We start from the raw sequence: 23,799 nt of genomic DNA on the forward strand, positions 1-23,799 counted from the left end.
CCCTCTGGCCAAATTCAGCACCCGCTTCCCATGCCCATCCTCCGCCTCGAACCTGCCTTTCTCGAAGCCCACCTGGCCGCCCATCCGCCGACTTTCGCCGGCTTTCGCCGCGACTGCTTAGTTGAGCTGCTGCACCAGTTGGCCCTGGTGCCGACCAAAAACCGCCGCCTGGCCGCCTACCTGGCCGAGGAGCCGCTCGGGTTCGTTCCCCTTAACTCGGCGGCGCTCCAGCAATGGCTGCGCGATTACCGATTTTACTTGGATTACGCCCTGGCCTCGGGCCTGCTGGAGTGCGACAACCACTACATCCCCGCCGCCCCGGGCCAGGCGCCCAAATCTCGCGGCTACAGGTATGGGGCCGCCAACAGACCTGGCGGGGCCGCGGCGGTACCGGGCTTCCGCGAGGTGCGCCTGAGCGATCCGGCCCTGTGCCGCCACTTGGAACGGCGGCGCCGGGCCCACGTGCCGGCTGACCTGCCGGCGGACGAGCGCCGGGCCTATGCGTCGCTGCTCGAAAGCCTCGACCCGCGCACCTGTGCCTTGCGCATCCACGGGGCACCTGCCCGGGCCTTCATCGCGCAGGAGCTGGAGCGAGCCCTGCGTGACCCGGCCGCGCGCGAGGCCAAGAAAAAGCGGCCCCGCCGCGGCTCGCCCGCCGGCCTGGGGGAGCCTCCTTGCCCCCCAGGGGAAGAAGCGACCCCGCCGGGCGACCACGAGACGAAGGACCCCTATGAGCAGTATAGGCAGCGCCACGCCAGCATCGCCCAAATCGAGGAGCGCGACTTTCGGGCCGTCATCGACGACTACGGCCGCGTTCACACCGTGCTCACGCGGCTTGGAAAACAACTTCGCAGGTTCTGCTACGCTGAGGGATGGGCACCGTTGTCTGGAATCGACCTGAAAAACTCACAGCCCTACCTTATCAACGCCCTTTTGACCCTGTCCTGGTACTCCAAACCCTACAAGAAGGGGAGGCGCGGGGCCCATCCGCCCATCACCCTGCAAGGGGAAGGAGCGGGGCGGGCAGAGAGGGCCGAGCAGGCGGCCGGGCCAGAAACCCAGCGGCCGGCGCGCGCGGGTCTGCGCCCCGCACGCCGGCCCACCCCGCCAACGCAACCCACGACCACCACACCGCCGAGCCAGGCCAGCTGGCAACACGCCCGAAGCGCCCACCGGGCTTACATTATCCTAACGCAAGCCTATGGAGCTCCTGATGACAACGGCGTTGTGTCGTTCCCCGAAGACGTGGTCCGGTTTCGCGAGCTGACCGCGTCGGGGCAGTTCTACCCCTACCTGCGGCGGGAACTGGGCCTCGCGCTGGGCCAGGAAGAAGCGAGCGAGGGAGCGGTAAAATGCATGTTGTTCGCAGCACTTTTTTCTCACAACGCCTCCACCTCCGTGGCGAAGGAGACCTTCACCCGGCTCTTTCCCACGGTGGACGCCGTACTGCGGGCCTACAAGTCGTATGATTACAAATATTTGGCGTGCCTGCTTCAGACCCTCGAATCGAACTTGTTTCTTCAGAAGCTCGTGCCGCTCATCCGCAAACGGTTCGACTGTCCGGTGTACTCGATCCACGACAGCCTCATTGTGCCCAGCGACGTCACCGACCAAGTCGAGGAGCTGATGCGAAAGTACCTCACCCGCTGGGTGGGCCTTACGCCCCAGTTCAGCCGCAGCACCTGGGGCAGCGAGGCGCAACCAGGCGAAGCACCGGCCCAGCTTTTGGCCCCGACGGCCGCGGCAGCGCGGTCGACGGCACCGGTTAAGCGGCAGGGGCCGGTCCGGCGAGGCCGGAGGCGCCAGTTGGTAATACCGCCGCGCCCGCTGAGCGCCGAAAACTGGTACGAGGAATTGTTCGCCGCCGCGTGAGGTGGCGAACAACGGCTAACTACCCAAGCGCGGTTAGAGACCGGGGCTGACGCTGGTCCTGCGCGGTTGAGCGCGCAGGACCAGCGTTTGGCAAGGCGGGCCTCTTTTCCGGGTCAGGAAGTGCTTAGACCCCGACTGCGGCTGCTCCGCGCGGGCGGTAAAGCAAAGGGACCGGCGGCGGTCGTGGGCGGCGTAGCCAGGGCAGAACAGCGCCACCGGCGGGCCCGTTTGGCCGGCGTAGCGCCAGGGCACGTCAAACCCCGCTGAACAAGGCCAAATCCAGCGGGCCCGCGGCAAGTGCAGAATTCGGGACCGCGACGACATGCTTCCGTTGGCAATGGGAAGCAAATCTTGGCGAACACCAGAGCACGAGCGGACAATCAGCCGCAGCATGGACCGACAGCAAAGCCTCGACAGGCAACACCCACCAATTCGCAAATCACACCCAAAATCGCGCGCCAAACCGCCAACCGGGCGGCAACCCAGAGACAGGCAGACAAGCAAGAGCGGACAACCGTTTTATGTTATCCTAGCAGAGAATAGCGAAGGCCTTAGACGCTAGACTCTTCGCGGGTTCCGGGCCTGACGATGCTCGCCGTCGTGGCCCCAGGCGGGCGCGCTTCGGCGCACCTAATGAACAAGCCCGAACTCGGCCATCGTAAGCCCAGTCGACCTAGTCGCCCAATCCGGCTCACCGCCCGTCACCCGCACGCCGGAGCGTAAAGGGGACCGGACTTCGGTGCCACTCCGCCCGGCTCACCGGATGTTCCCGCCTCGCGGGCGGGTGCAACCCCGTCGAGGCCGCTCACACCGGAAAGGCCCGCCAAAGCAGGGAACCACCCGCTCGGAAGGCCGCGACCGACCAGGCCACGAAAGCCTACCCGGCGACCAGGATTTTATGTTATCCTAATTACCGGGTGTCAAAGTCCTTGGTCCTAGGGTTTTCAGGGGTTCCGGATGGTCTTGCATCCGGGTCGGTAGGTCGAAGTGCCTTCTTGCTACCAGATGGCCGCCGCCAAAAACGTTTCGCCCGAAGCCCGGGGCTGGCGCTTCGCCACGGGCTTCGGGTGCCAAAAAGGCTTGGGCCACTCGGAAAAGTGCACCGGCTGGTGGCCACCACCGCCTGCGTCGTGGTCCACGCGGCGTCGGCTTCGAAGCCGGCGTTACCAGGGACGGCCAGCCCGCTCAGACTGGTCGTCCCTGGCAACGCCGGCTTGCCGTTGGCTACGCCAGGCACCGCAGCAGGTCGGGGAGCCAGTCGCTGTCCGGGTCGTGCCACACCTTCACGCGCTGCACGGGCTGGCCGTCCACCTGCGGCAGGTAGCAGGTCAGGCCCGCGGCCCGGTAGCGCCGGTGGAAATAACCGAGCCACTCGGCCAGGGCCTCGCCGGTGGTTTTCCACAGGGGCGCCAACTCGACGAACAGCGTCAACTGCCCGTCTTGCGGTTCACCGAAGATGCCCAGCATTCCGTCGCGCAAGTACTCGTCCTGGCGCAGCAGGGCCTGCACGTCGTGCCGCATTTGCGCGACCGGGTCGAAATCCAGGTGCAACAGGCCCAGGCCGGCCGCGGTGGGCCGGCCTTCGGCGGGTGTTTCGAGCCCGCGCACGCCGATGGTGTATTGCAGCCGGGTGATGGCGGCTTCGAAGGGCGTGTTGCGCACGCTCGCCACGGCCGCGGTCAGGGCCTGCACGGTGGTCCCGCCCCGCTTGATTCGGTCGATTAGTACCGGCAGGGTGACGGTGCCGCAGGGCTCCTCCTCGTCCCCGCAGTAGTAGTCGAGGAGCGCGGCGGCCTGGGGATGCGGCGGCGGACTATCCTCCCAAGCCGGCGGGACGACGGCGTTGTTGCGGCGCGCGGCCGCGTGCTTCGCTTTTTCGGCCCGCTCGAATTCGCGCCGCTGGTAGCGCGTCGGGCGGGCGGCGCGGCGGCAGAAGTATTCGTAGAACAGGGGTGCCGGGCAGCTTTCGGGCGTGTTCAAGAGCAAGACCAGCGTGGATTCTTCGGCATCTTGGCGTTCCAGCGGGGGATGCACCCGGCGCAGCAGCTTGTGCTGGATGGCGGCCTGAATGAGGTCGCGCGGGTCCTGCACGCCGACCTTTCGAAGGAGGCCGCGCAGGGCGCTTTCGGGAATGCCCTCGGTGGGGCACACGGCGCAGAGGAGCGCAAAATAAACGTCGGATCGGATAGTCGGCTGAAAAGGCATGGGTCCAAGGAATCGGAGTGAAAAAATGAGCTTGCGGTCGCTGATAAGGGCTGCGCGCCAAGTGCCCTACCGGGCAATGGAGCAGAGGTCCAGGAGCATGGCCTGCGCCCGCGCGGCCGCCTCCGCGTCGTGAGCACGGGTGACTTCGGCGTAGAGCGGGGCGCCGGCCGAGTGGTGCAGCGTGAGGTCGACGAGGCCCGTGCCAGCGGCCAGGGTGAGCTCCAGGGCCTGCGGGCGGGCGAACGCGGCGGGAATTGACCAGCCGGCCTGCGCGACGGCGGCCGTGAGTTGCACGAGGGTTTCGAGCAGGTCGAGGCGGGTGGTGCGGGGGAAGGCGAATCGTTCCGGCAAGTCGACCGGCCGCTTCGCCTGCTTCGACTTTCTGCGCGGCTTCGGCGGGGCTGTCACAATCCACTGCATCCGGGTGGTGGCGGCCGCGGGCGCGGGCGCGGGCGCGGCGGGCGGCAGCACGGGCAGGTGCACGCTGGCCGGGAGAAGGTAGGGGGCGCGGCTCCCGACCTGGGTTAGGGGAAAGCGCAGGTGGTCGCGAAACGTGGCCAGGTGGGCCAGCGCTTCGTTGGAGATGAATTCGAGCATAAGAGGGAAGTGCCTAATGCGGCGTGAATGATGTGGATGAACCGGGCTTTTCGCCCGTAAGCGGATTGTGGGATGGCCGTGAGAAGGGCACGCCGGCGCTCTTAGGGCCGGGCTGCTGTGGCCAAGGCCGCGGGGAACCGGCGCCTTTCCAAGGCCGCCGGGGAAGGCCGACTTGCCACGGCGAAGGACCCGGTCAGCAAACCTCAGCGACCAGGTTCCTGGGGTCGAGGGGCCCAACTCGTCTGCGTGGCCTCGCCTGCCGGTTGCGGTGCCGCGGTGGGGGACGGATGAACCGGCCGCGTGGAGCCCCAGGGCTCCGGGTCAGCGGGTACAGGCTGACCCGGAGCGGCGGGAATCGACGGGGAAAGTGATAACTTTGGACGCGGCGCACGGGGCTAGGAGAGGGCGTGTTGGCCTTTTGGCCCCCTCTCACTTATACATAGGCCTACCACCGAGCCTTTGGTACGGCTCTGTCACGAACTGCCTCTGCTACTGTTGGTAAATACTTTATGAAGAGGTGTCTGATTTTCCCCCTTTTCGTGAATGTGTATAATGATTTATATAAAGTGCATTACTTTTGAGGAGCCATGGAGTCTGACGTAACGGCCCGTATTCGAGCAAAAGCTTCGGCCAAACGGAAGGCCTCCCGTCGGCGTGCCGAGCAGCGGTTGATTGACCAGGGACGTCAGGCCGGCCGGGACCTCACCCTCTACGCGGGCCGCGCCCGCCGCTGGTTGGGGCTGACCGCCGCCGAGTTTCGGGCCCTCGGCGACGAATTTGCCCGCATCGTGGGCGCGCCGGGGGTCAGCAGCGGTCGCGCGCCGCGCGCCGCGCCGGCCCGTGAACCGGCGGCAACCCCGCGGGCCGTCGCCCCCACGCTGGAAGGAGAACCGAAAATAAAGTGGTCGAAAAATGCGGTTTTCCCTACCCCGGACCACCTGCTCTTGTTCGGGTTGCTGCAGGCGCAGTCCTACCGAAAGCGGACGCAGGCGGAGCTCGTCGCCGTCTGCATACTGTTTGGGGCGTGCAGGAGCAACTTTCGGCAGCCCCACGCCAGCCGGTGGTTAAACCGGTGCGAGCCGTGGATGCGGCAGGCCGCGCAACAGTGCTACCCGGAAGACCCGGCCAAGCAGGCCGCGTTGTTCAAAAAGTTGGCGGCGTTTACGTGGCCGTTGGCTTAGCGCTGGCCAAGCAGATGGGCTTGAACCAGTGGCGTCGGAAGAGGCCAGGTTTGGCGGCACGGGCGGCCTCGCAGCGCGGAGGAAACCAAAACCAGGAGAAGTAGCTTTCTACCGCTCGCTTACCTTTTCCGCGCACGGCCCGCCGTTCGACTCCTGGCAACCCGTACCTACGCCGGCTTCGGAGCCGCCCGGGGAAGCCCGTCGCCACCCTCACGAGCAGGGCAGGGAAAGTTCGCCAGTAGAAGGCTGGCCACACCCCGAAAAAGAGTGGGAAAAGCGCAGAACCGGGGCTTGCAGGCCCGTTCCGCACGGTATTGCACCGGTGCAGGATCCGAAGCCTCTTGTTGAGCTGGGGAACGTGTCGGTCGTGATGGCCCCGACGAGCCGGCGGTGCTGATACCTGCCCTAGCGTTCCTGGTTGCACTTGCGGAAGGAAGGGGCTAAAACGCTGAGCCTCCAGGCCGGCCGGGCAAAGCCGCTGGCGGTCTGAGCCCTGCGTGTTGCGCCGACAACGGCCAATACCGAATCGCCGTCCGGAAAGCGCATGAGCAAGCTTGCGATGGCCTTTCCTCGTCGCAGTAGCGAAAGAGGTTAACCGCGGACGCAGGTCATTGAGCGGCAATAAATCGCTGCCATTGTTTTAAAAACGACGGCTAGCGGAAGTTCATCCGCTAGCCGTTGTGTATTAGAGTACCGGTATGTCTTGTTCTAGTATTCGGGGCACTTTACCCGGTCGTATTCCTCGCACCGGTATTCGCGGTTGACGTAGAAAAAGTCCCGTTCCGACGTGAAGGCTTTCGCCAACGATTTGCCGTCCTTGCCATACACGAAGTCGGTGATCTGCCAGAAGTTGGGCGCCAACACGACCTTGCCGGTGTAGTCCACCACCCCGTGCGGGAAGCCTTTCTGTACTTGGAGATACTTGGCCGTCCAGGAATCGAAGTTGTACCCCGCCGAGAAAGGAATCACGACGCGGCCGGTTTTGTCCAACAGGGCCGAAGCGTAATCCGTGTACTGCGTACGCTGCGCCTCAGGCAATTTAACGCAGGCGATGGCGAAGCCGTTGCCGATGTTTTTCGAATCGTGACCGTAGCAATTAAGCTTTGAGATTTCGCGGCCGTTAGCGTCGATAAAGCCCCAGAAGTTGCTATGCTCTACCCCATCGGGGCTGTCGTTTCGGAGGCAGACGCGGGCAATGCCGCCCTGCATGGGTTCGATGCCCTGATATTTGTAGGGCGTAAGTAGGGTTCCTTTCTTATTGATGAGCGCGCACTTGCGGCCTAAGATGGCGGTAGCCCGGCCTTCGCTGAATCCTCCAACGCCGTCAAAAGAGAAGGGTATTACGACGGTGCCGGCTGTATTGACAAACCCAAACTTCTTGCCATCCATACTGGCCCCGGCCAAGCCTTCGGCGAAGTAGTCCAGGTCGCGGTACTTCAAGGGCAGAATTTCGCGGCCGGTCGAGTCAATTATGCCCCAGCGGCCGCCGATGCTCACAGTGGCGTAGCCGTTGAGGAATACGTTGGCCTCCTCAAACCGGGGCTTGATGACGACTTGGCCGGCGGGGTTTTTGTAGCCGATTTTTTCCCCGCCCATCGTCTGGATGAGGGCGGGTTCCAGTTTTTGGGCGCTTGCGTTGGCCGACAGGGCGAACGCAAGCGAGAGGAGTAGCAATGATTTCATTGGGGTTGGGAAAAATTGAGGTGAATTCTTGAACCCACAAAGAAAATCATTCGGATACTTCTGTACCAAATACGTTACAAACGGCAATTTTTCCTGGCTCAGCTTGCCGCCGTGAAAAACGAGGCTGGCATCCGGGCGTTTGGGGCCCACTTGCAGCGGCTCAGAGAAGCTCGCGGTTGGAGCCGGGAGGTGCTGGCGCAGTCGGCTGACGTGTCCCGTATGACTGTCTACCGCATCGAAAAGGCCCAGCTCGCCGCCTCGCTCGACGTGTTTCTGTCCTTAGCCCACGCGCTGGAAATTTCTCCCCGGGAATTAATGGACTTCACGCAGCCGCTTAAATAGCATGGTCTAACAGACGGCTGCTTTCAACCGGATTAAGTATTCTCCAACAGTACCCATCGCTGATTACGCGAGCTAGATTCACCAGTCGGGCCCAGTTGATGAAAAATTCCGGGGCAAGCGACATGACGGCCGCGGCCTAATACCCCGAAGTCTACTTGAAAGCCCAAAACGTGGGGCAGCGGCTTCAGGCAGCAGCGAACCTAGTCACGCTGCAACAGACCGCCTAGTTTCTCAAGATACAGATTTGACTCATGCAGGAAATTGCCCAAGTGCAGAAGTAACCACCTCTCACTAAATGCGTTCAGACTTCCTGACTGGCTGCCGAATAGCATTGCGCTGTTCGGCAGCCTTTTGTCTTTATAACGGGCTATGTTCATCCGGGTTCGGCCCTTATAGCGCGACCTTAACTGCCGCCAGCAGCTTGTGGGCCAATAGTGAAGAGCGACATGGAAAGCGATTCTCGAAATAACCGCCGGGAAATGGCGGGAATAATTTTGCCAATCATCAGCTATTTATGCTAATGAATACTGCTGTCAGGCGTAGCTTGGGACTCCTTTTGCACTACCCTTCCGCTGATGTCTTCCGATGCGCTTGTCGTTGCCTTTTTCGGCACCATAATTATTTGTCTTGTGCGAGCCCACCAGCGCGGGCGCTCGATGCTGGGGTGGGGGCTTTTTGCCCTCTTTCTGTGGCCGGTGGCCCTTCTCACGACGTGGTTTGTCGGCCCGAAAAAGCGCGCAGGAGGTATTGCGCCCGCTCCCGCGCCGCCGGCTACCGCCGTCCGACCAGCCGTAACCGCTACTAAAACGCCGACCGCTCCTTCTAGACCTTCCCCTCCAGCGGCTATGTCCACTTCTGCACGGGCTGCCCACACGTCCGATTCAACCATTATTGACGTTACGGGCCAGGAAGTGCCCTTGCGCTTTCAGGTGTCGGTTTCCGTGACGAAGCCGGTGCGCTCAACCACGCCCGCGACCAGCTACATACCACCCGACTACGGCTACGACATGCCGAAGCTGGGCAAGCAGTACCGCAAAAAACTGGGGTTGACCACGCAGCAGGTGGAGTGGCTGGATAAGTTCTGGCCGCCGCATAACGTCTTCATTGCCCTGAAGGGCTGCTGCGTTGCGACCATTCAACTCTATCTCCAAGCGATGCCAGCCCTGGAAGCAGAGTTGAAGCGCAACGGGGCATCGCTCGCGCAACTTGTGGCGCAGAGCCAGCAAGAAAGCAGCCAGCTGCGCCGAGCGGCACCTAACCCCTACGGCTGGAGCGAGTACGACGACCGGTGCCTGCGCGAACAAACCGAAGCCACGATTTACTCTATGATTTTCCGGCGCTGCGAAAACGTGGTGCGCGAGGTCTACGGGAACAAGCGCAAACTCGCGGCCGAGTTCTCGGGCCTCGACGAAACCGTGGCGTTGACGTTAGAACAGCAGGTTGGTGCGCCCTTGGCGGCCATCCTGTCCGGCCTGGTCGCAACCATTGCCGCACCCGATGAGGCCACTGACCGAGAGTTGAACTTGCAGAACATCGCCCGGTGGAAGCAGCAACTCGACCACTTGGCGGTACAGCTCACTGCGACTACCACGCGGGAATTTGTGGAGGGAGTGAACCGGCTGGGGGAGCGGAACGCCCGCAACCCGGCCATCGAGCACATCTTCTTCGAGGCTTCCAAATTCATGGCTAAGTACGACCGGGAAGAAGCTTTACGCTTCTACCTCCAGTACGTGTACCACGACCTGCGCTCGGTCACCGTCAACAACAAGGCCCTGGCCAAGACCATCCAGAAAAGCCTGTTCCCGCAGCCCGAGCACCTGCAGCGCTTTGAAGCATTGGTGAGCCAACTGGTCAGCGACAAAGACCTGCCGCAGGCCCTGAGCCAAGTGCCGACGGTGTATGCCCGTCAGCGACGAAAAATTGAGCTCGACCTGGGGGCTATTCAGGCTGTGCAGCACCAGCACGCCGGTACCGTGGAGTTGCTCAACGAATACTTGCAAGACGAACCGGAGCTACCCGAAATGCCGGTTCCGTCTGCCTCCCAAACCCAAACGCTTGCGGCCAGCGAGCCGGAAGAAGAAATTCAACTGGCAGTGGCGACAGCGGCGCCCGCCGTCTCCGTGTTCACTTCGACCAGCAGCGCGTTGGCGGCCTGGGGCCTGACTGCCACGCAGGAAGCACTCCTGGCCCGCTTTGCAGAGCAGGCATTAACGCTACCGCAGGCGGAAGTGGAAGCCTTCGCCCGGCAGCATGGGGCCTTGCGTAACCAGCTAATCGACAGCATTAACGAGCAATGCTACGAGCGCCTGGATGACGTGCTGATTGAAGAAGACGGCGACACTTACACCATTTACGAATCCTACTACCAGCAACTGGCTACCCCATGTTAGAGAACATCAAGCCCAAAGAAGCCACGGCCATCGTCAATTCCCTGCTCGGCGGGGTCGTGCCCAAGGTGGGCGTGCAGCACATCACGGTGGGCCGTTCGCCCGAGATTGAAGCTTTCGTCAAGGCCCTCGACGACGTGAAGAACGGCCACAGCATGGTCAAGTTCTGGATTGGCGACTTCGGCTCGGGCAAGTCCTTCATGCTGCACCTGCTCAACACCGTGGCCCTGAAGCAGAAGTTCGTGGTGGCCAACGCCGACTTTACCCCCGACAATCGCCTCTACGCCAACGACGGCAAGGGCGTGGCCCTGTATTCGTCCATTATGGACAACATCGCCATCCAGACCAAGCCCGAGGGCGGGGCCTTGGCCACGCTGCTGGAGAAATGGATTGAGCAGGTCATCACCAAGACGGCCCAGGAGCAGGGCATTGCGTTGGGTGACATCCGCGAGCCGCAGCACCTGCCCCGGATTCAGGCCAGCATCATGCAGACCATTCAGGAGTTGACCGACGTGGGCGGTTTCGACTTTGGCATGGTGGTGCTCAAGTACTACGAGGGCTACGTGACGGACAACGACTTGCTGCGGCGCAACGCCCTGAAGTGGCTGAAAGGGGAGTACCGCACCAAGACCGAGGCCCGCCAGGACCTGGGCGTGCGGGAAATCATCAACGACCTGAACTACTACGACATGCTCAAGAACTTCTGCCGGTTGTTCGTGAGCATGGGCTACAGCGGGTTCATGATTAACCTCGACGAGGCCATCAACCTTTACAAAATCTCCACCGCCGTGATGCGGGAGAAGAACTACGAGAAGATACTAACCATTTACAACGACTGTTTCCAGGGCAAGGTCAGCAACTTCTTCCTCAACTTCGCCGGTACCCGCGAGGTGCTCGAAAACGAGCGCCGGGGCCTGTTCAGCTACCAAGCGCTGAAGTCCCGCCTTGAAACCAACAAGTTCGAAACGGCCGGCCGGCGCGACTTCGCCCAACCGGTCATCCGCCTGCTGCCGCTGACCCACAACGAAGTGTTCGTGCTGCTGCAGAAGCTGAAGGAAATCTTCGACTTCAACTACAAGACCCTGCTCGACGTGACTGCAGCCGACATCCAGGCTTTCATGGAGGAGATGTTCAACAAGCCTGGCGCGAGCGAATTTCTCACGCCTCGCGAAGTCATCCGCGACTTTCTCAATATCTTGAGCCTGCTTCGCCAGAACCCGAGCCTGGACAAGCAAAAGCTCTTCGGCGACATCGAAATCCGCGACGAGCGCCCCAACGAGTCGGCGGTCGATAGCTTGGTGGACAGCATCGAAGTGCTCTAATGTCCTTCGACCTGCTCGCCGAGCCCATCCGCCGGTACGTGCGTGACCAGCGCTGGGACGCGCTACGCCCCATCCAAGCGGCAGCCATTCAGCACATCCTGGCCTCGGATGATCACTTCATCCTGGCCTCGCGCACCGCGTCCGGTAAAACCGAGGCGGCCTTCCTGCCCATTCTCTCAAAGGTCGACTTCCGGCAGCCTGGCGTGCGGGTACTCTACGTCTCCCCACTCATCGCCCTCATCAACGACCAATTCCAGCGGATCGAGCAGCTCTGCCAGTACTTGGACGTGCAGGTGACCAAGTGGCACGGGGAGGCCAGTCGCGCCGAAAAGAAAAAGTTGGTGCAGGTGCCCCAGGGCATCGTGCTCATCACGCCCGAGTCGCTGGAGGCCATGTTCACGAATGCTCCTTACAGCATAAAGGCCCTGTTCGATAACCTGCAGTACGTCGTCATCGACGAAATCCACTCCTTCCTGGGCACCGACCGCGGCATCCACCTGAAGTCCTTGCTCTCGCGCCTGGCCGACGTGAACCCGCCCGGTTTTAGCGTGGTGGGGCTCTCGGCCACCATCGGCGACTACGCCGAGGCCAAGCGCTTCACCGGCGACGAGGCCCGCACCAAGGTGCTGCTCGACCGCACGGGCAAGGAAATGCACACCGCGTTTCACTACTTCTCGGACGAAGACGAAACGGGCTTGCCACTGGCCCTGCTCAAGGACCTGTACAAGCAAACGAGCACGAGCAAGGTCCTCGTCTTCCCTAACAGCCGGGGGCGGGCCGAGGAAATCGCCGTCAAGCTCCGCAAAATCTCCGACCGGGTCGGGGGGCACGCCTACTACTTCTCCCACCATTCCTCGGTCGACAAGGAAGTGCGCGAGTACGTGGAAGCGTTTGCCAAGGGCACGGACCGGCACCCGTTCTGCATCGCTTGCACTTCCACCCTGGAGCTGGGCATCGACATCGGCTCGGTGGACAAGGTGGTGCAGGTCGACGCCGCCCATTCCATCGCCTCGCTCATCCAGCGGGTGGGGCGCAGCGGCCGGCGCGGAGGTGAGGCTAGCCAACTGCTACTCTACGCCACCTCGCCCTGGAGCCTGCTGCAGTCGCTGGCATGCTGGCTCTTGTACCAGGAAGGGTTCATCGAGCCCGTACGCACCGCCCGCCGTCCCTACGACCTCGTGCTGCACCAGGCCTTGTCCATCACCAAAGAGCTTTCCGGGTGCACCTCCGAACAGCTGGTGGAACGCCTGCACCGCAACACGGCCTTCGCGGCGGTCGAGCCCGCCGAAATCCGCGCCATCCTGGCCGAGCTGGTCCGGGTCGATTGGCTGGAGGAAGTGCAGCGGGAATTGATTATCGGGGTGGAGGGCGAGTATGTGGTAAACTCCCACAATTTCTACAGCGTGTTCAAAACCGAGCCGGCCTTCAAGGTCGCGCATGCTGGCAAGACCATCGGCGAAATTCCGCTGACACCACAGGTGCGCGAGGACGAGAATCTGTTGCTCGCCGCCCGCATTTGGAAAATCAAGTACGTAGACTTAGCTGCGAAAAAAATAGAGGTAATACCCGCCCAGGACGGCAAGCCGCCGTTGTTCTTCGGGGGTGGGGGAGTGGTCGACCCGGCCATTCGGGCGAAGATGCTGCAGCTGCTCTTTGAGGACAGCCATTTCCCCGAATTGGATGCGGCTAGTGAAGAGGCGCTTCGGGAGCTGCGCAGGGAATTCGCAATCTATCCCCTAACGGAGGTGGGGCGTCAACGTCCCGTGCTTCAAAAAGAGCAGAAATTGGTGCTGTACACCTTTACTGGTACCAGGGTCAGCCGGAGCTTGGAATTTTTGTTGGGTGCCCTAGAAGTGCCGTTTGAGCACAATGAAGGGCAAAGCAGCTTCACCCTTTCTACTTCTCCTGATTTGCTGCCCGCTTTGTTTGAGCAATTACGCCTCTACCTGGATGATGTGGAGCTACTGCTCACCCAGGCGTTGGACACGGACGATAGCCTGCTCGACTTCACCAAATGGGGTAGGCACCTGCCGAGGCCCTTTCAATGCGCCATTTTGCAGGAGCGCTATTACGACTTTGACGGAGCGAAGCAATTCTTAGAAACGATGCAAGTGGTCCTCGCCTGTGCCGAATAACTATTTAGCAAGAATTAGGCATTCGAAAAACTTTGTTGAATAGTACCCCGACAACATATGTTTCCGGGGCCTTTTTATGGATAGCTGAGCCGTTCATAAAACGGTTGTTTTTGCTTGCCTTGTGAAAGGACGGCTGTGTAGTTGGTATTCTTGTTTTAAAGCTGATAGATGACAACATGCTCATTATTACAGCTGCATCTCATCTGCCCCATCGGCTCCCGAGTGGAAGGTGGCCTCCATATTGGCCATTAAGCGCAACGAGTCATTGACCGTCTCCACGTTCAGACGTCGGTTGGGTAAATGCCTTAACTTTTGAAGATGAGGATAAACTAGTGCAAGCGCGTATTCTGTCTTTCGCTCTATGTGGCCATAAGCATGCTCTAGCATATAGCCCACGTGGCGTTCCATTTCCTGGCGGTTCTTAGGGGTTAGCAAGCTCATAAAGTGGACGGTTCAGTCGAATCCTCTTCACCGCGCTCCGCGAAGGCCATCATCGCTAGAGACAGGGCGCGCGTACTACTGCCAACAGTGTTTAAGTTAATACGTCGGTTTGGCACCAATCTAATGGCTCGAATACTGTTCAGCATGGAATGTTGACTGAATTTTAGACGCCCCTGCTGCAATTGCTCTGCTATTAGGTGAAGCTCTCGCTCAAAATTTGCGCGAGTGATACGGCCCTGCGGGAGTTTAGACTGCATAAACGCGGTTAGAAGTGATAAGCTATGATTTCCTGCAACTCGCTCCATCCCTCCTGGTCGGCCCGGCTCATGATAGCTTGATTCAGGGCGTATCTCACTTTTGCGGCAAAGGGTGGCAGGTATGTCGATGTATTTTCGAAACTACGCGTTACGTAGCTATCAGCACGTATCTGCTCGGCGGTTGACAAGGGCTGGCTGTAAATAGCAACCAAACGGGCTAACTCCTGACAAAAGGCACCATTTAGTCGACTCACGTAATTGAGTTCTTCTAATTCTACTTGAATGCCCTCGAGGTGGGCCTCTTCTACCAGCGCGATTTCACTCAACTTTCCGACAGTAAGAGGTATCGTTGCCCAGATGGCACGATGCAACTCACTTGCCGCCGGCACATCGGCTTCAACCTGTTGCAGGGCTTCGAGCATGTAATGCTGAATCATAAAATGCCGGAGCTGCTGCACCTGCTCAAGCAAATCCGGGTACACCATCACTATTTCGCCAAACCGTTGCGGATACGTCTGGGCGATGACGGGCAGCAAGGCCGCCGCGGCCTCATGCCAGGCTCCAGTACAAACCGGGCGAAGCGCGACTCCCAGCAAACCAGGAATGACTATTTCCGGTAAGTAAGCTGCCAGGTCGACCAGCGCGGCCCCGGCCTGTTGCCGCCAATTATCGTCTGGGTGCTGTAAGTGCCACGCCAGCAATTCAACTGCTTGCGCGTCTGCGCTAGCAGTAACGGGTTCTTCGAGGAGAAAATCGTACTTGTGCAGAGCCTGTGGGGCCGGCTGGGTGAGATAGCGGAAATGCTCCTTTACTAGGCCGGCCAGTGCCTCCTGTTCTGCTGCGGTCACTTTCTTAGCAGTCCACTCAATGAGTTGATCGGCTACTTCCCACTCGGTGCTGCCTGCGATGGGTTGCCGAAGCTCTTGTACCAGGGTAGCTGCTGTGTCGGAATAGGCCACTAATTGGTGCATGACCTGCCCGAGAAGCAGGCTGAACCGCTCGGCCATCCAGATGGTCCCTCCCTGCGTCTGCCAGACCCCGGTTGCGTAAGTGCCCAAGAGACTTGCTGCCCGACGCTCGTTCCCCATTTCGGCTTCATTAGCGGCTTTCTGCAGCACCTCCTCATGGGGAATATCGGAGCCCGAACGCACAGCGGCATTAGCCAGCTGCGGCTGTATCCGGTTCAGCAATTCTGGTTGGTCACTCAACAAAGGTTGTAGAAGCGCGTGTGCTTCAGCCGTAAGCGCCTTGCCAAATTGAGATACATAATCCCGGAGTTCGTCCTGCTTAATCTGCCGGGTAATGTTGCTATGCCAAGCAGGAAGGAGTAGGGGGATACTGGCGGGCTGCTCTTTAACTAGCCGGTTGAAGGTGTGGCCCAGCAGCGCACCGTAGTCATAAGCATTACGCTCGATGTCTTGGTTGCGGCTAAACACTTGCCCAGCTATCCAACTCAGGCGCGGGTCCAGCAGGGGGCTGGCCAGTATTTCTACTAAGGCGGCCGGCTCCGACAGCCCACGAGCTCCTGATGCATAACCATCTCCCGGTCTTATCTGGTCCAGTGGCAGGGCGTTGGCATTGGCAAGCACTACCTCCGATGTGGGAACTGTTTCGAACTGGTAATAGTGGATAGCTAGGTCGATTCGGTTTGCTTGTACCAGCGAGCCCACCAGCGCTGCCTTTTCACTGCGCACATACCGCTGAAACGTCATTTCAGCCGATGCCAAGTCAATCATCGCGGCCAACTCCGGTATATGGGCTGTGCCTGCTGGTAGGTGGCGCACCACGGTGTTGGCCAGCGCGAACTGAGCTTCCTTGTACCAGGAAGGGCCCATGGAAGTGGCCAGCATCTCGCAGTAAATGGCCTGGCTACGCTCTTCGTTGTGGTTGGTGGCATAAGCCGCCATCAACCGTAGCAGTGCTCCAGTACGCTCCCAGCGGTTTTGCACACCGGCCAGTACGTGGGTGCGCAGGCATTCTAGCACTCGAAACGTAGGCATGCGCAAGGATTCGTAGCGGCGCCAAGCGTGGGCTATTTTGAAGCCGGCTTCCCGGAATCCTTCCGAATACAGTCCCAATTGCTCCGACGTCCGCTGCTGCAGGGTAACCACCCAAGCATCTATTTCAGCAGGAAAGAAATCCGCATAGATGATGGCTAATGTCTCCCAAGCAAATGGCCACACTGCCTCGGGCAGGGCATAGCTACGCTGCCATTGGCTGCGCATTAGCAAGGTAAAGCGTAAGGACTTGTCCAGGCTACGCAGGCGGGGCAATAGCATGGAATACTCGGCAGCTCGGTTGTCGGTCCGCAAGCGCAGCAACTGGCCATGGAAGTAGCCCAGGTATGCTAATACAGAATCCAGGTACACGTTCCACTCGCTGGTCCAGGGAGATTGAATGACAGGGTATGCCTCATCAATGGGACCAACGTATCCCTGACACCGGCTCCGCAACAGCGAAACCTGAACATAATCAGGTTCCACATCAACTCTGTTCTTTGCGCGCAAGGACGTCGCGGGAAGCTGGATGACGCATTTGTTGGCCAGTGGCTCCACGAGAGTCGAGTCAGGAGAATACAGAAGCAATAGAGACGTTAGTAGAACTAGGTCTTCATCCAGATAGCCATACTTTTCTACCAGCACCAGTATTTCCTGGACTAAACCGATAAAAGCAGGTGGGACGGGCCCCGTTGGTTTTACTTCCCGGAATTGCAGCGCTGTGCGCGCCAGAGCAGCCCAGTTGCCTGCAGCAGTGGGCGACAGTCGACCAGCCTCCGATTGGTTTTCCATTTCTTGCACCCGTGGCATGGGCTTGTCGAGATGCCAGAGGCGGAAAGCAAGCTGATACCTACTTATTTCTTGCTGCAGGAACTGGGCGACCTCTTTTTCTGGGTCGTCGTCCTCCCGCTGTTGTTGCAACTTGGCAAGAAAGCTTGTGCATTGACGAATTACGCGGTGGGCAGCGTCTGCATCCTCGTACCCAGAAAGGGTGTTGCTGTGCCCTATAAGCGGAAAGCCCTGCTCCACGTCCCCTTCTCTTACAAGGCGGTTACCCAGGCGCTCCAGATAATCCCGCAGTTGCCGGCCTTCCTCTACTGCTCCGCGTTCGTAGAATTGCTGGACAAAGAACAACGCTTCTTCCACGTCCACCTGTAGAATGTCACCGCGTAGGATGTAGCGCAAGGCGGCCTCGAACTGTCCGAGGGCCAAGACAGCAGTCGCTAGCGCAGCTGCGTGTGAGCCTATTAATTCGTTGTAACGATACGCAATGCGCATGTGCAACAGATGCAGCCGAACGACTTCTCCAATTCCGCCGGTGTCGACGGCTAATTTCTTAGCCAACTCAATGTCTCCTAGTACGGTATCTGCTGCGGCATGCAACTGGGCACACGCGTCGGCCCAGTGCTGGGTACAGGCATGAACGGCGCGCTCGGGCGTGGAAGACGCTGCCCAGTGGTAAACCCGGTGCACAATGGAAAACGGCTGAGTGAGCTGTTGTGGTAACGACAAGCGAGCACTGATAAGGTCTTGTACACTACATAGCTGCTCAGCCGCGCGCTCCCGCAGGAACTGCCCGAAGGAGGCATGGTACAGTTCTACCCGTATGGGACTCTTGAACAGATGGGCTACCCGGGGAAAAGCCGAAGCAAACTCCACTTGTGCCTGAGTGGATACCAGTTCGTAAAATTCGCCCCGTGGGATAGCTGCGCGCAGGGCCGCAGCCGTCAATACTAAATGCAGCCGTGCTGGGTGCGCGGCCAGTTCAGGCCACAGCCGTTCATAATAACGCTGAATTTTGCCGCCGATACGGGGAATGGCTGACAACCATTCGGTTGTTTCCTCTGTCGGTGTTCCTTGTGTTTCAACTTCCCCGATAAGGTACTGTAGGTACAGCGGGTGGCCTTCGGAACGGTCCGCCAGCAGGTGCAGTTGCGCAGCAGACAAGGCGGGCAGTCGGCGTTGCAGGTAGGCCTCGCACTGCCCCAGGTCCAACGGAGGAACGTTGATTGTCCGGGCTTGGTCAATCTGCTCCCGAATGGTTGCTGGCAGTACTTCTAGGCTGGTGGCCGCTAGCAGAAATGCCAGACCGGGCATTGGCTCGGTGGGCAGCACCGCCAGGAATTCTTGCCTGAGTGGTTCTGGTATGGTTTCGTCCAAACCGTCCAGCACCAACACCCCAGTTTGGCGCAGCTGCTGAAAGTGCCCGGCTAATGCCTGCAGGCGCGCCCAACATTGCTGGAGCCGAACCTCGAATGATACCGTTGCGTCGGGAGCAGGGGCTGGCTCGCCTTGTAAACGGATACTGGCTTGGTCGTTCAGCCATGCCAGCAGCGGTTCCCGCGAAGCAGCCATGCCCTGCACACCTGCCCCCGTGGACCTGCTTAGGTAGTAGCGGCCACACACGTCGAATGATTCTCCCTGGGCCGGCTTCAGGGCCGCTACCAGCGTGGATTTGCCCGAGCCGGGGGAGCCCACCAGTGCATACCACCCCGCCCCGCCAGCTTCAAATGTTTCAGCCAGGGCCTGTAAAGCCATCTCGTTGGGCACGACTTCTACGGTTGCGACTTCGGACTGTTCAGCTACTGCGGGTTGCAGTATTAGTCCAAGACCGGTTAAATCGCCGACCAGCGAAGCCAAGAGCATGGCCCCCACATCTTCCCCTTGCTGAAGCCGCAGAATACCGCAAACTTGCCCCTCTACTACTAAAGGGCTGCCCGAAAGGCCCATCAGGGCGTCTTGGGGAGTCGCCCCATCAACCTTCAATGTCAGTGGCCACGCTATTATATCGTTTCGCTGCAACACGATTCCCTGGTAGGGACGGCCAGTGAGGACATGGGTCTGGGGAAAGCCTTGGGTTTCCCACTGGGCCCGGATTCGAGGCACCGCTGTGCTCAGCGGGAGGGGTTCTAAGCCCGTGGGTGGGTCCAGCAGGTGTAATACTGCAATGTCGTCGGTGGGGCTTCCCAGCTTTTGCACGGTGGCCCGAGTTTCGTGGGGGCCCGATGGTCGCAAAAAAGTAACGAGTACCTCTGCAGCATTCTGCACGACGTGCTGGGCCGTCAGCAGTAGGGTAGGAGCAACCAAAAAGCCTGTACCCTGCTCCATGCTGCCGTCATCGGTGGTAGCCACGACTTGTGCAATGGCTTGTTGCAATTGGCCGGGAAAGAGAATAGCGTTCATTTATAGGGAAACTACTAGCGGCTGCCCATCAGGAGCAATCGATAAGGTGTAATGATAGTGCGTCTGCCAGTCGACACGGTCAAACAGTTGAACGGTGGGCGTTGGATAGTTGCAGCAAATTTTCCGCAGCTGACCAGGCCGGGTCAAGGGCCGGGTCACTATCCAGGCGAGGGTGGCGGGGTTAGGGTGATGGTGCTTCCCGCCGTTGGTAGAAAACAAGTAACAGTCGGAGTCAGTAGCTTGCAGTAGCTCCGGGCTGTTATTGGCAAAGCTGCCGTGGTGGGACAGCTTGATACAATCAAACCACCAAGGAGAAGCTTCAGCAGCTAACAGGCGCCGAAGCTCCTGCAGGATGACGGAGGGGTGCGCATCCCCAAGCAGGAGTATTCGCCGGCCGTCCGCTTCCAGCAGCATAGCAATGGAGCTGCCGTTCGTTGGCGAGGTGTCCTCTTTGAAAGGCGTTTGCCGATATAGAATCGGCGAGGCATGAGTAGAAGCGGCAATGGGCTGAGTTATGGTAGCTGAATTGGTTTTCTCAGCAAGCTGCCAAAATTCATAGGCATCATCAAATAGCGACCCACTGCGGAGCTGGCTGGTAAATCCCAGTTTAGTGAGCTCCCTTTCCCAACTGCCGGCTAGGCGGCGCAGGCCAGCCGCCACCGGCGATAATACCTGACACCGCACCTCGGGGGCTAATTGGACCGTCAACGGAGCCACAATAGCCCCCCGGTCTGCGTCCGTGTTCCAAGCGTAGTGGTACTTTAGCAATAGCCCTCCCAGCACCGACCCCTGGCTACCACTGATGGGTCTAAGGGACCGTGGTTGCCCGCTAGCCAGAACCGCAGCTCCCCGACTTACCAAGCTTCGCAGGATGGCCCGGTCCGCAGGCGGCAGATTTTCCGCCACCGGCCCGGTTTGCAATGCCAGATGCCGGTAGCTGTTGTGCCAAACCTGGTTGATGGGAATGACTTGGGGCTGGTCTGCATCTTGATTGTCCGGGAACAGGCCTTCCACGGCACCGGCAATGTGGTCCTCGTCAATATGCGTGATGATACAGTGACTCAATTGCTGGCCGTCCGCCGCCAAGGACTGCAGTAGTGGTTTCAGGAATTCTGTATAAGTGGATTTGAAACCGGTATCCAAGAGGAGGTGTAGGGCCGGCCCAGCGCTTATTAGCAAGCAGTCGCCATTTCGCGCGGGTAGCAAATGCACTTGAATAGGTAGAGCCATAGCCTAAAAGTAGAATGGTTAGTTTGAGCAGCACCATCTTCCGCTCATTTCCCTCATTGTGGCTACAGCCGTTATGCGCATAAACCAGCAGGTCTGCTTGCCGAGCCCAGTGCTGTTCGACGAAGCACCGACCCTGTTCACTCCCAAGTTCGCCCAGTTGCCAGCCACGCTCATAGAATCCTTGTCACTGACAAAATCTACCGACCGGAAAATAGATAGGGATAAACTTTCCTCCCGTCCTTAAGAGCTAAGCTCGTAACTAGCACCAAAAAGTCAACTTATTCTACAACTGTTTTTAGTTGTAGAATAAGTTGACTTTTTGGTGCTAGTTACGAGGCGTAAATCACCCCCAACTAGCTGTTCAACTACAGAATATCAGGTATTGAGTCCTTAGATAACCAAAAGCCGCCATTTTCCTCTGGCTGTTGCAAATCAGGAATGCGGAAGAAGGTTGCACTAGGCTCGGGATAAAGTGCCTCACACTTACGGGCCAATTCCACCAATGCTTTAGCACCTTCCTTGGCTTTAGAAGAAGATATACCGGAGTTGGTAGCGGACTTCATGAGTTCCGTTCCTAGAGCTGGCCCGTGCACAACATAGGCTCGCGCAAAAACGGCTGTCTCCAAACTTAACACACTTTCCTCTTCATCTTGACCAATAAAAAGCGTACAGGAGTTGAGCCACGCTGCAATGTCGTTCGGGTTTAGAAAAGCGGCGAGCAGGAAGTGCCACGCCGCCTCTCGCTTCTCACCACGTTGCGCCGCCTGCACGCCGAGGGTGAAATAAGCGGGTTCAAAAAGAGGGTCGAGTTGTAACGCTTGCTCGGCCCGCTCCGGTGGCAAATCAGCGACGGAGGTGGCTGGTCCCCACGGAGCAAAATAGAGCTGTCTAGCTCCATTGGCGTCGCGCGGTTGCTCGCCAAACCGGGCAGCTAAGGCGGTACTGACGTGATAAAGGATAACCGCAAAAGCCGTAGGAGGGTGCTGGTTCATATAATCCTCCAGTTGCTGAGCAGCTTGTCGGAAGCACCCTTGGTGGAAGAGCGTATCAGCTAGCAGTACCTGGTTGAAGACGTTCTCTTGCCCGGGAAGCGTGAGCGCTTTTCGATAAAAACGTTCAGCAAGCCGGTATTTCCCTAACTTAAACAGGCAGCCAGCCCCCTCGGCCCACCAATAGTTTTTGCTGTGGTACCCTTCAGACGCCCGCCCCGCTTGAAAATAGTAGCTGAGCGCTTCCCGAAACTCACCCCGGCTACGGCAGTTGTTAGCCAGCGAGTATAGCATTGTCGCGCGTTGGCTGTCTTCAGGAGTTAAGGCAAGCGCATGTTTTAGGAGCCGGCTAGCTTTAAGCACGTGCTGAGGAGTGTGCCGGTCATCGAATACGTAGGACGAACCAAGTATGAGGCCGAAGTCTATGTTACCCATTTCCAGGAGCGTTTCGGCCAGCAGCTGGGCCTCGCTGGTACGATGGCCACTGCCGTAAGCAATCGACAGCAAGGGAGTGCTACTCAAAACATACTCAATTGATTCGGGCAAGGTCGCGTGGGTAGCAACCAGTTGTTGTAAACAGTCAAGACTCAGCCGTGCCCGACTCACCCAAGCTAATCCTATCGCTAGTAGGGCCAAAGCCGCCGATGTCCATTCGTTTTCCTCTGGTGATGGAAACTCAATTTTAGAGTCTTCATGTAACAGGGCCAGGCCTGCTTTAGAAAAAATTAGGGTTAGGTTTGCTTGCGAGCGGGTAACGCTACGCAGGGAATAGCCTATTGCTCCCAAACTGGCTATGAATTGCTGGTAAGCGGCTTCACTATCCGTATCGTACTCAAAAGCAATTGGAACCGGAAGGGCTTGCCCGTCGCTGCGTAACTGAGCGTAAAAACTGCTTACTTCCGCCACGACAGCAGGAATGGCTTGGACGTCGAGCGGAGCATCTAATGGAATCGCAATGCTGTCTTGAACAAGCCAGGCTGCGGCCGTGCGACGATTGAGGCGTTGTCGCAGATGATGTGCCCAGGTATAGTAAAAGCAGTCCTTCGCCGCGTCGTATACCGCAATCATCACGGGGAAGCTCAGCGCAGCGTAGTCACGTAGACGCTCCGTAGAAAACTTAAACGTCTTTTTCTTAATCGTTTTCTCGGTGGCCTTCAGTTGAACGGCAAACAGCAGTGGGGTGACCAGCTCGTCCTCCACAATCTGCACTTGCTCATCCAAACCATAGTCAGGCGTTTGAGTACGCAGTATCCATGCGTCGGGCAGGATGTCTTTAAATCTTCCTCTCGACTTGTCCTCCAATTGATGAGAAATGGGCCGCTTCGCCATGGCACTGGTTGTATAGGTGGGGCCAGAAAGGTACACCATCCCGTCCGTGGAGCGACCGTCGGGGCGTTCATTTCCAGACCCTAAACCTGGGCATCAATTCGCGTGCGTCGGCGGCCGACGTGGCACTTTTGCGGAAAGATGTTAGCCTCGGGGTTGGAGCACGTCTTCCAAGACCAGATTGGCCCTGCTCAGAACCTCGCGCTCCTCGTTGAGTGAGCCGACGCGCTTGATGCCGTGGAAGAGATTATTGCGTAACCGGAATACAATAAGCAACACGGCAATCGTGCGGTACGGCAATCGTGCGGTCTGCGTCCGTGGGTGTGGGCTCGGTTAGCAGTTGCTCCAAGCGAGCCCTGTCCTTGGCGCTCTGCTGGGAAATAGTGAGCTGGTCGAACTGGGCACTGAATATGCGCGGGCTGCTCAGGTACCGCTGCTGGAAATAGTCCCAGTGAGAGTTCAGGTCATGCAGGCTCAATTCTCCTCGCTCCACCAGTTCCTTCATCTTCTCACTCTCATAGTGAGTTCCGAATACACTCCCCTCGTAGAACATCCAGAGCAGCGTAAAGTCGCGGACTACCTGAAGTGACTCGGTACTTAGAGAGTCCCCCGTCCGCTGGCTGATTAAGCTTATGATGCTTGTTGATTCCAT

The 23,799-nt window shown here is 59.1% G+C and carries 15 protein-coding genes; 6 read left to right on the forward strand and 9 right to left on the reverse strand.

The genetic code is table 11. The annotated features are described in order from the left end of the window. The first annotated feature begins 30 nt into the window (after window positions 1-30). The gene (locus I2H31_RS09650; protein ID WP_196292813.1) at window positions 31-1,872 is read left to right on the forward strand and encodes a hypothetical protein; all 1,842 of its coding nucleotides are present in this window, start codon (window positions 31-33) and stop codon (window positions 1,870-1,872) included. A 998-nt stretch (window positions 1,873-2,870) separates the two neighbouring features. Here the strand turns inward: I2H31_RS09650 and I2H31_RS09655 are convergent. The 3 genes from I2H31_RS09655 to I2H31_RS09665 form a co-directional block, all read right to left on the reverse strand. Beyond that, the gene (locus I2H31_RS09655) at window positions 2,871-3,011 is read right to left on the reverse strand and encodes a hypothetical protein (protein ID WP_196292814.1); all 141 of its coding nucleotides are present in this window, start codon (window positions 3,009-3,011) and stop codon (window positions 2,871-2,873) included. Between the two features lie 85 nt (window positions 3,012-3,096). Then, window positions 3,097-4,023, reverse strand: coding sequence for a hypothetical protein (locus tag I2H31_RS09660; protein WP_196292815.1), 927 nt, complete (start codon window positions 4,021-4,023; stop codon window positions 3,097-3,099). A 120-nt stretch (window positions 4,024-4,143) separates the two neighbouring features. After that, window positions 4,144-4,674 (reverse strand): hypothetical protein, encoded by a 531-nt coding sequence (locus I2H31_RS09665; RefSeq protein WP_196292816.1) that lies wholly within the window; start codon window positions 4,672-4,674, stop codon window positions 4,144-4,146. Between the two features lie 587 nt (window positions 4,675-5,261). Between I2H31_RS09665 and I2H31_RS09670 the strand changes: the two genes are divergently transcribed. Continuing rightward, window positions 5,262-5,855: a hypothetical protein gene (locus tag I2H31_RS09670; protein ID WP_196292817.1), complete on the forward strand. Its 594-nt coding sequence runs from the start codon at window positions 5,262-5,264 to the stop codon at window positions 5,853-5,855. Between the two features lie 708 nt (window positions 5,856-6,563). On the opposite strand, the gene I2H31_RS09675 is transcribed toward I2H31_RS09670, so the two are convergent. Beyond that, on the reverse strand, window positions 6,564-7,538 hold the full coding sequence (locus I2H31_RS09675; RefSeq protein WP_196292818.1) for a WG repeat-containing protein: 975 nt from the start codon (window positions 7,536-7,538) through the stop codon (window positions 6,564-6,566). Between the two features lie 111 nt (window positions 7,539-7,649). On the opposite strand from I2H31_RS09675, the gene I2H31_RS09680 reads away from it, so the two are divergent. The 4 genes from I2H31_RS09680 to I2H31_RS09695 all read left to right on the forward strand — a co-directional run bounded on the left by I2H31_RS09680 (window position 7,650) and on the right by I2H31_RS09695 (window position 13,724). Next, the gene (locus I2H31_RS09680) at window positions 7,650-7,880 is read left to right on the forward strand and encodes a helix-turn-helix domain-containing protein (RefSeq protein WP_196292819.1); all 231 of its coding nucleotides are present in this window, start codon (window positions 7,650-7,652) and stop codon (window positions 7,878-7,880) included. Between the two features lie 845 nt (window positions 7,881-8,725). Continuing rightward, window positions 8,726-10,270, forward strand: coding sequence for a tellurite resistance TerB C-terminal domain-containing protein (locus tag I2H31_RS09685; protein WP_196292820.1), 1,545 nt, complete (start codon window positions 8,726-8,728; stop codon window positions 10,268-10,270). Continuing rightward, window positions 10,264-11,589 (forward strand): ATP-binding protein, encoded by a 1,326-nt coding sequence (locus I2H31_RS09690; protein ID WP_196292821.1) that lies wholly within the window; start codon window positions 10,264-10,266, stop codon window positions 11,587-11,589. Before I2H31_RS09685 ends, I2H31_RS09690 begins: the two co-directional genes overlap by 7 nt. Then, window positions 11,589-13,724, forward strand: a complete 2,136-nt coding sequence (locus I2H31_RS09695) for a DEAD/DEAH box helicase (protein ID WP_196292822.1) — start codon at window positions 11,589-11,591, stop codon at window positions 13,722-13,724. Before I2H31_RS09690 ends, I2H31_RS09695 begins: the two co-directional genes overlap by 1 nt. Window positions 13,725-13,910: 186 nt before the next feature. Here I2H31_RS09695 and I2H31_RS09700 read toward each other — a convergent pair whose 3' ends face one another. The 5 genes from I2H31_RS09700 to I2H31_RS09720 all read right to left on the reverse strand — a co-directional run bounded on the left by I2H31_RS09700 (window position 13,911) and on the right by I2H31_RS09720 (window position 23,799). Continuing rightward, complete coding sequence (locus I2H31_RS09700; RefSeq protein ID WP_196292823.1) at window positions 13,911-14,165, reverse strand: hypothetical protein; 255 nt, start codon at window positions 14,163-14,165, stop codon at window positions 13,911-13,913. Between the two features lie 265 nt (window positions 14,166-14,430). Then, window positions 14,431-19,602, reverse strand: coding sequence for a serine protease (locus I2H31_RS09705; protein ID WP_196292824.1), 5,172 nt, complete (start codon window positions 19,600-19,602; stop codon window positions 14,431-14,433). Continuing rightward, entirely contained in the window at window positions 19,603-20,832 is a 1,230-nt protein-coding gene (locus I2H31_RS09710) for an MBL fold metallo-hydrolase (RefSeq protein ID WP_196292825.1), read from the reverse strand. It lies immediately after the preceding gene. Between the two features lie 365 nt (window positions 20,833-21,197). Next, on the reverse strand, window positions 21,198-23,150 hold the full coding sequence (locus I2H31_RS09715) for a DUF4365 domain-containing protein (protein ID WP_196292826.1): 1,953 nt from the start codon (window positions 23,148-23,150) through the stop codon (window positions 21,198-21,200). Between the two features lie 244 nt (window positions 23,151-23,394). Then, complete coding sequence (locus tag I2H31_RS09720; RefSeq protein ID WP_196292827.1) at window positions 23,395-23,799, reverse strand: hypothetical protein; 405 nt, start codon at window positions 23,797-23,799, stop codon at window positions 23,395-23,397.

The organism is Hymenobacter ruricola, assembly GCF_015694525.1.
Taxonomy (GTDB): Bacteria; Bacteroidota; Bacteroidia; order Cytophagales; family Hymenobacteraceae; genus Hymenobacter; species Hymenobacter ruricola.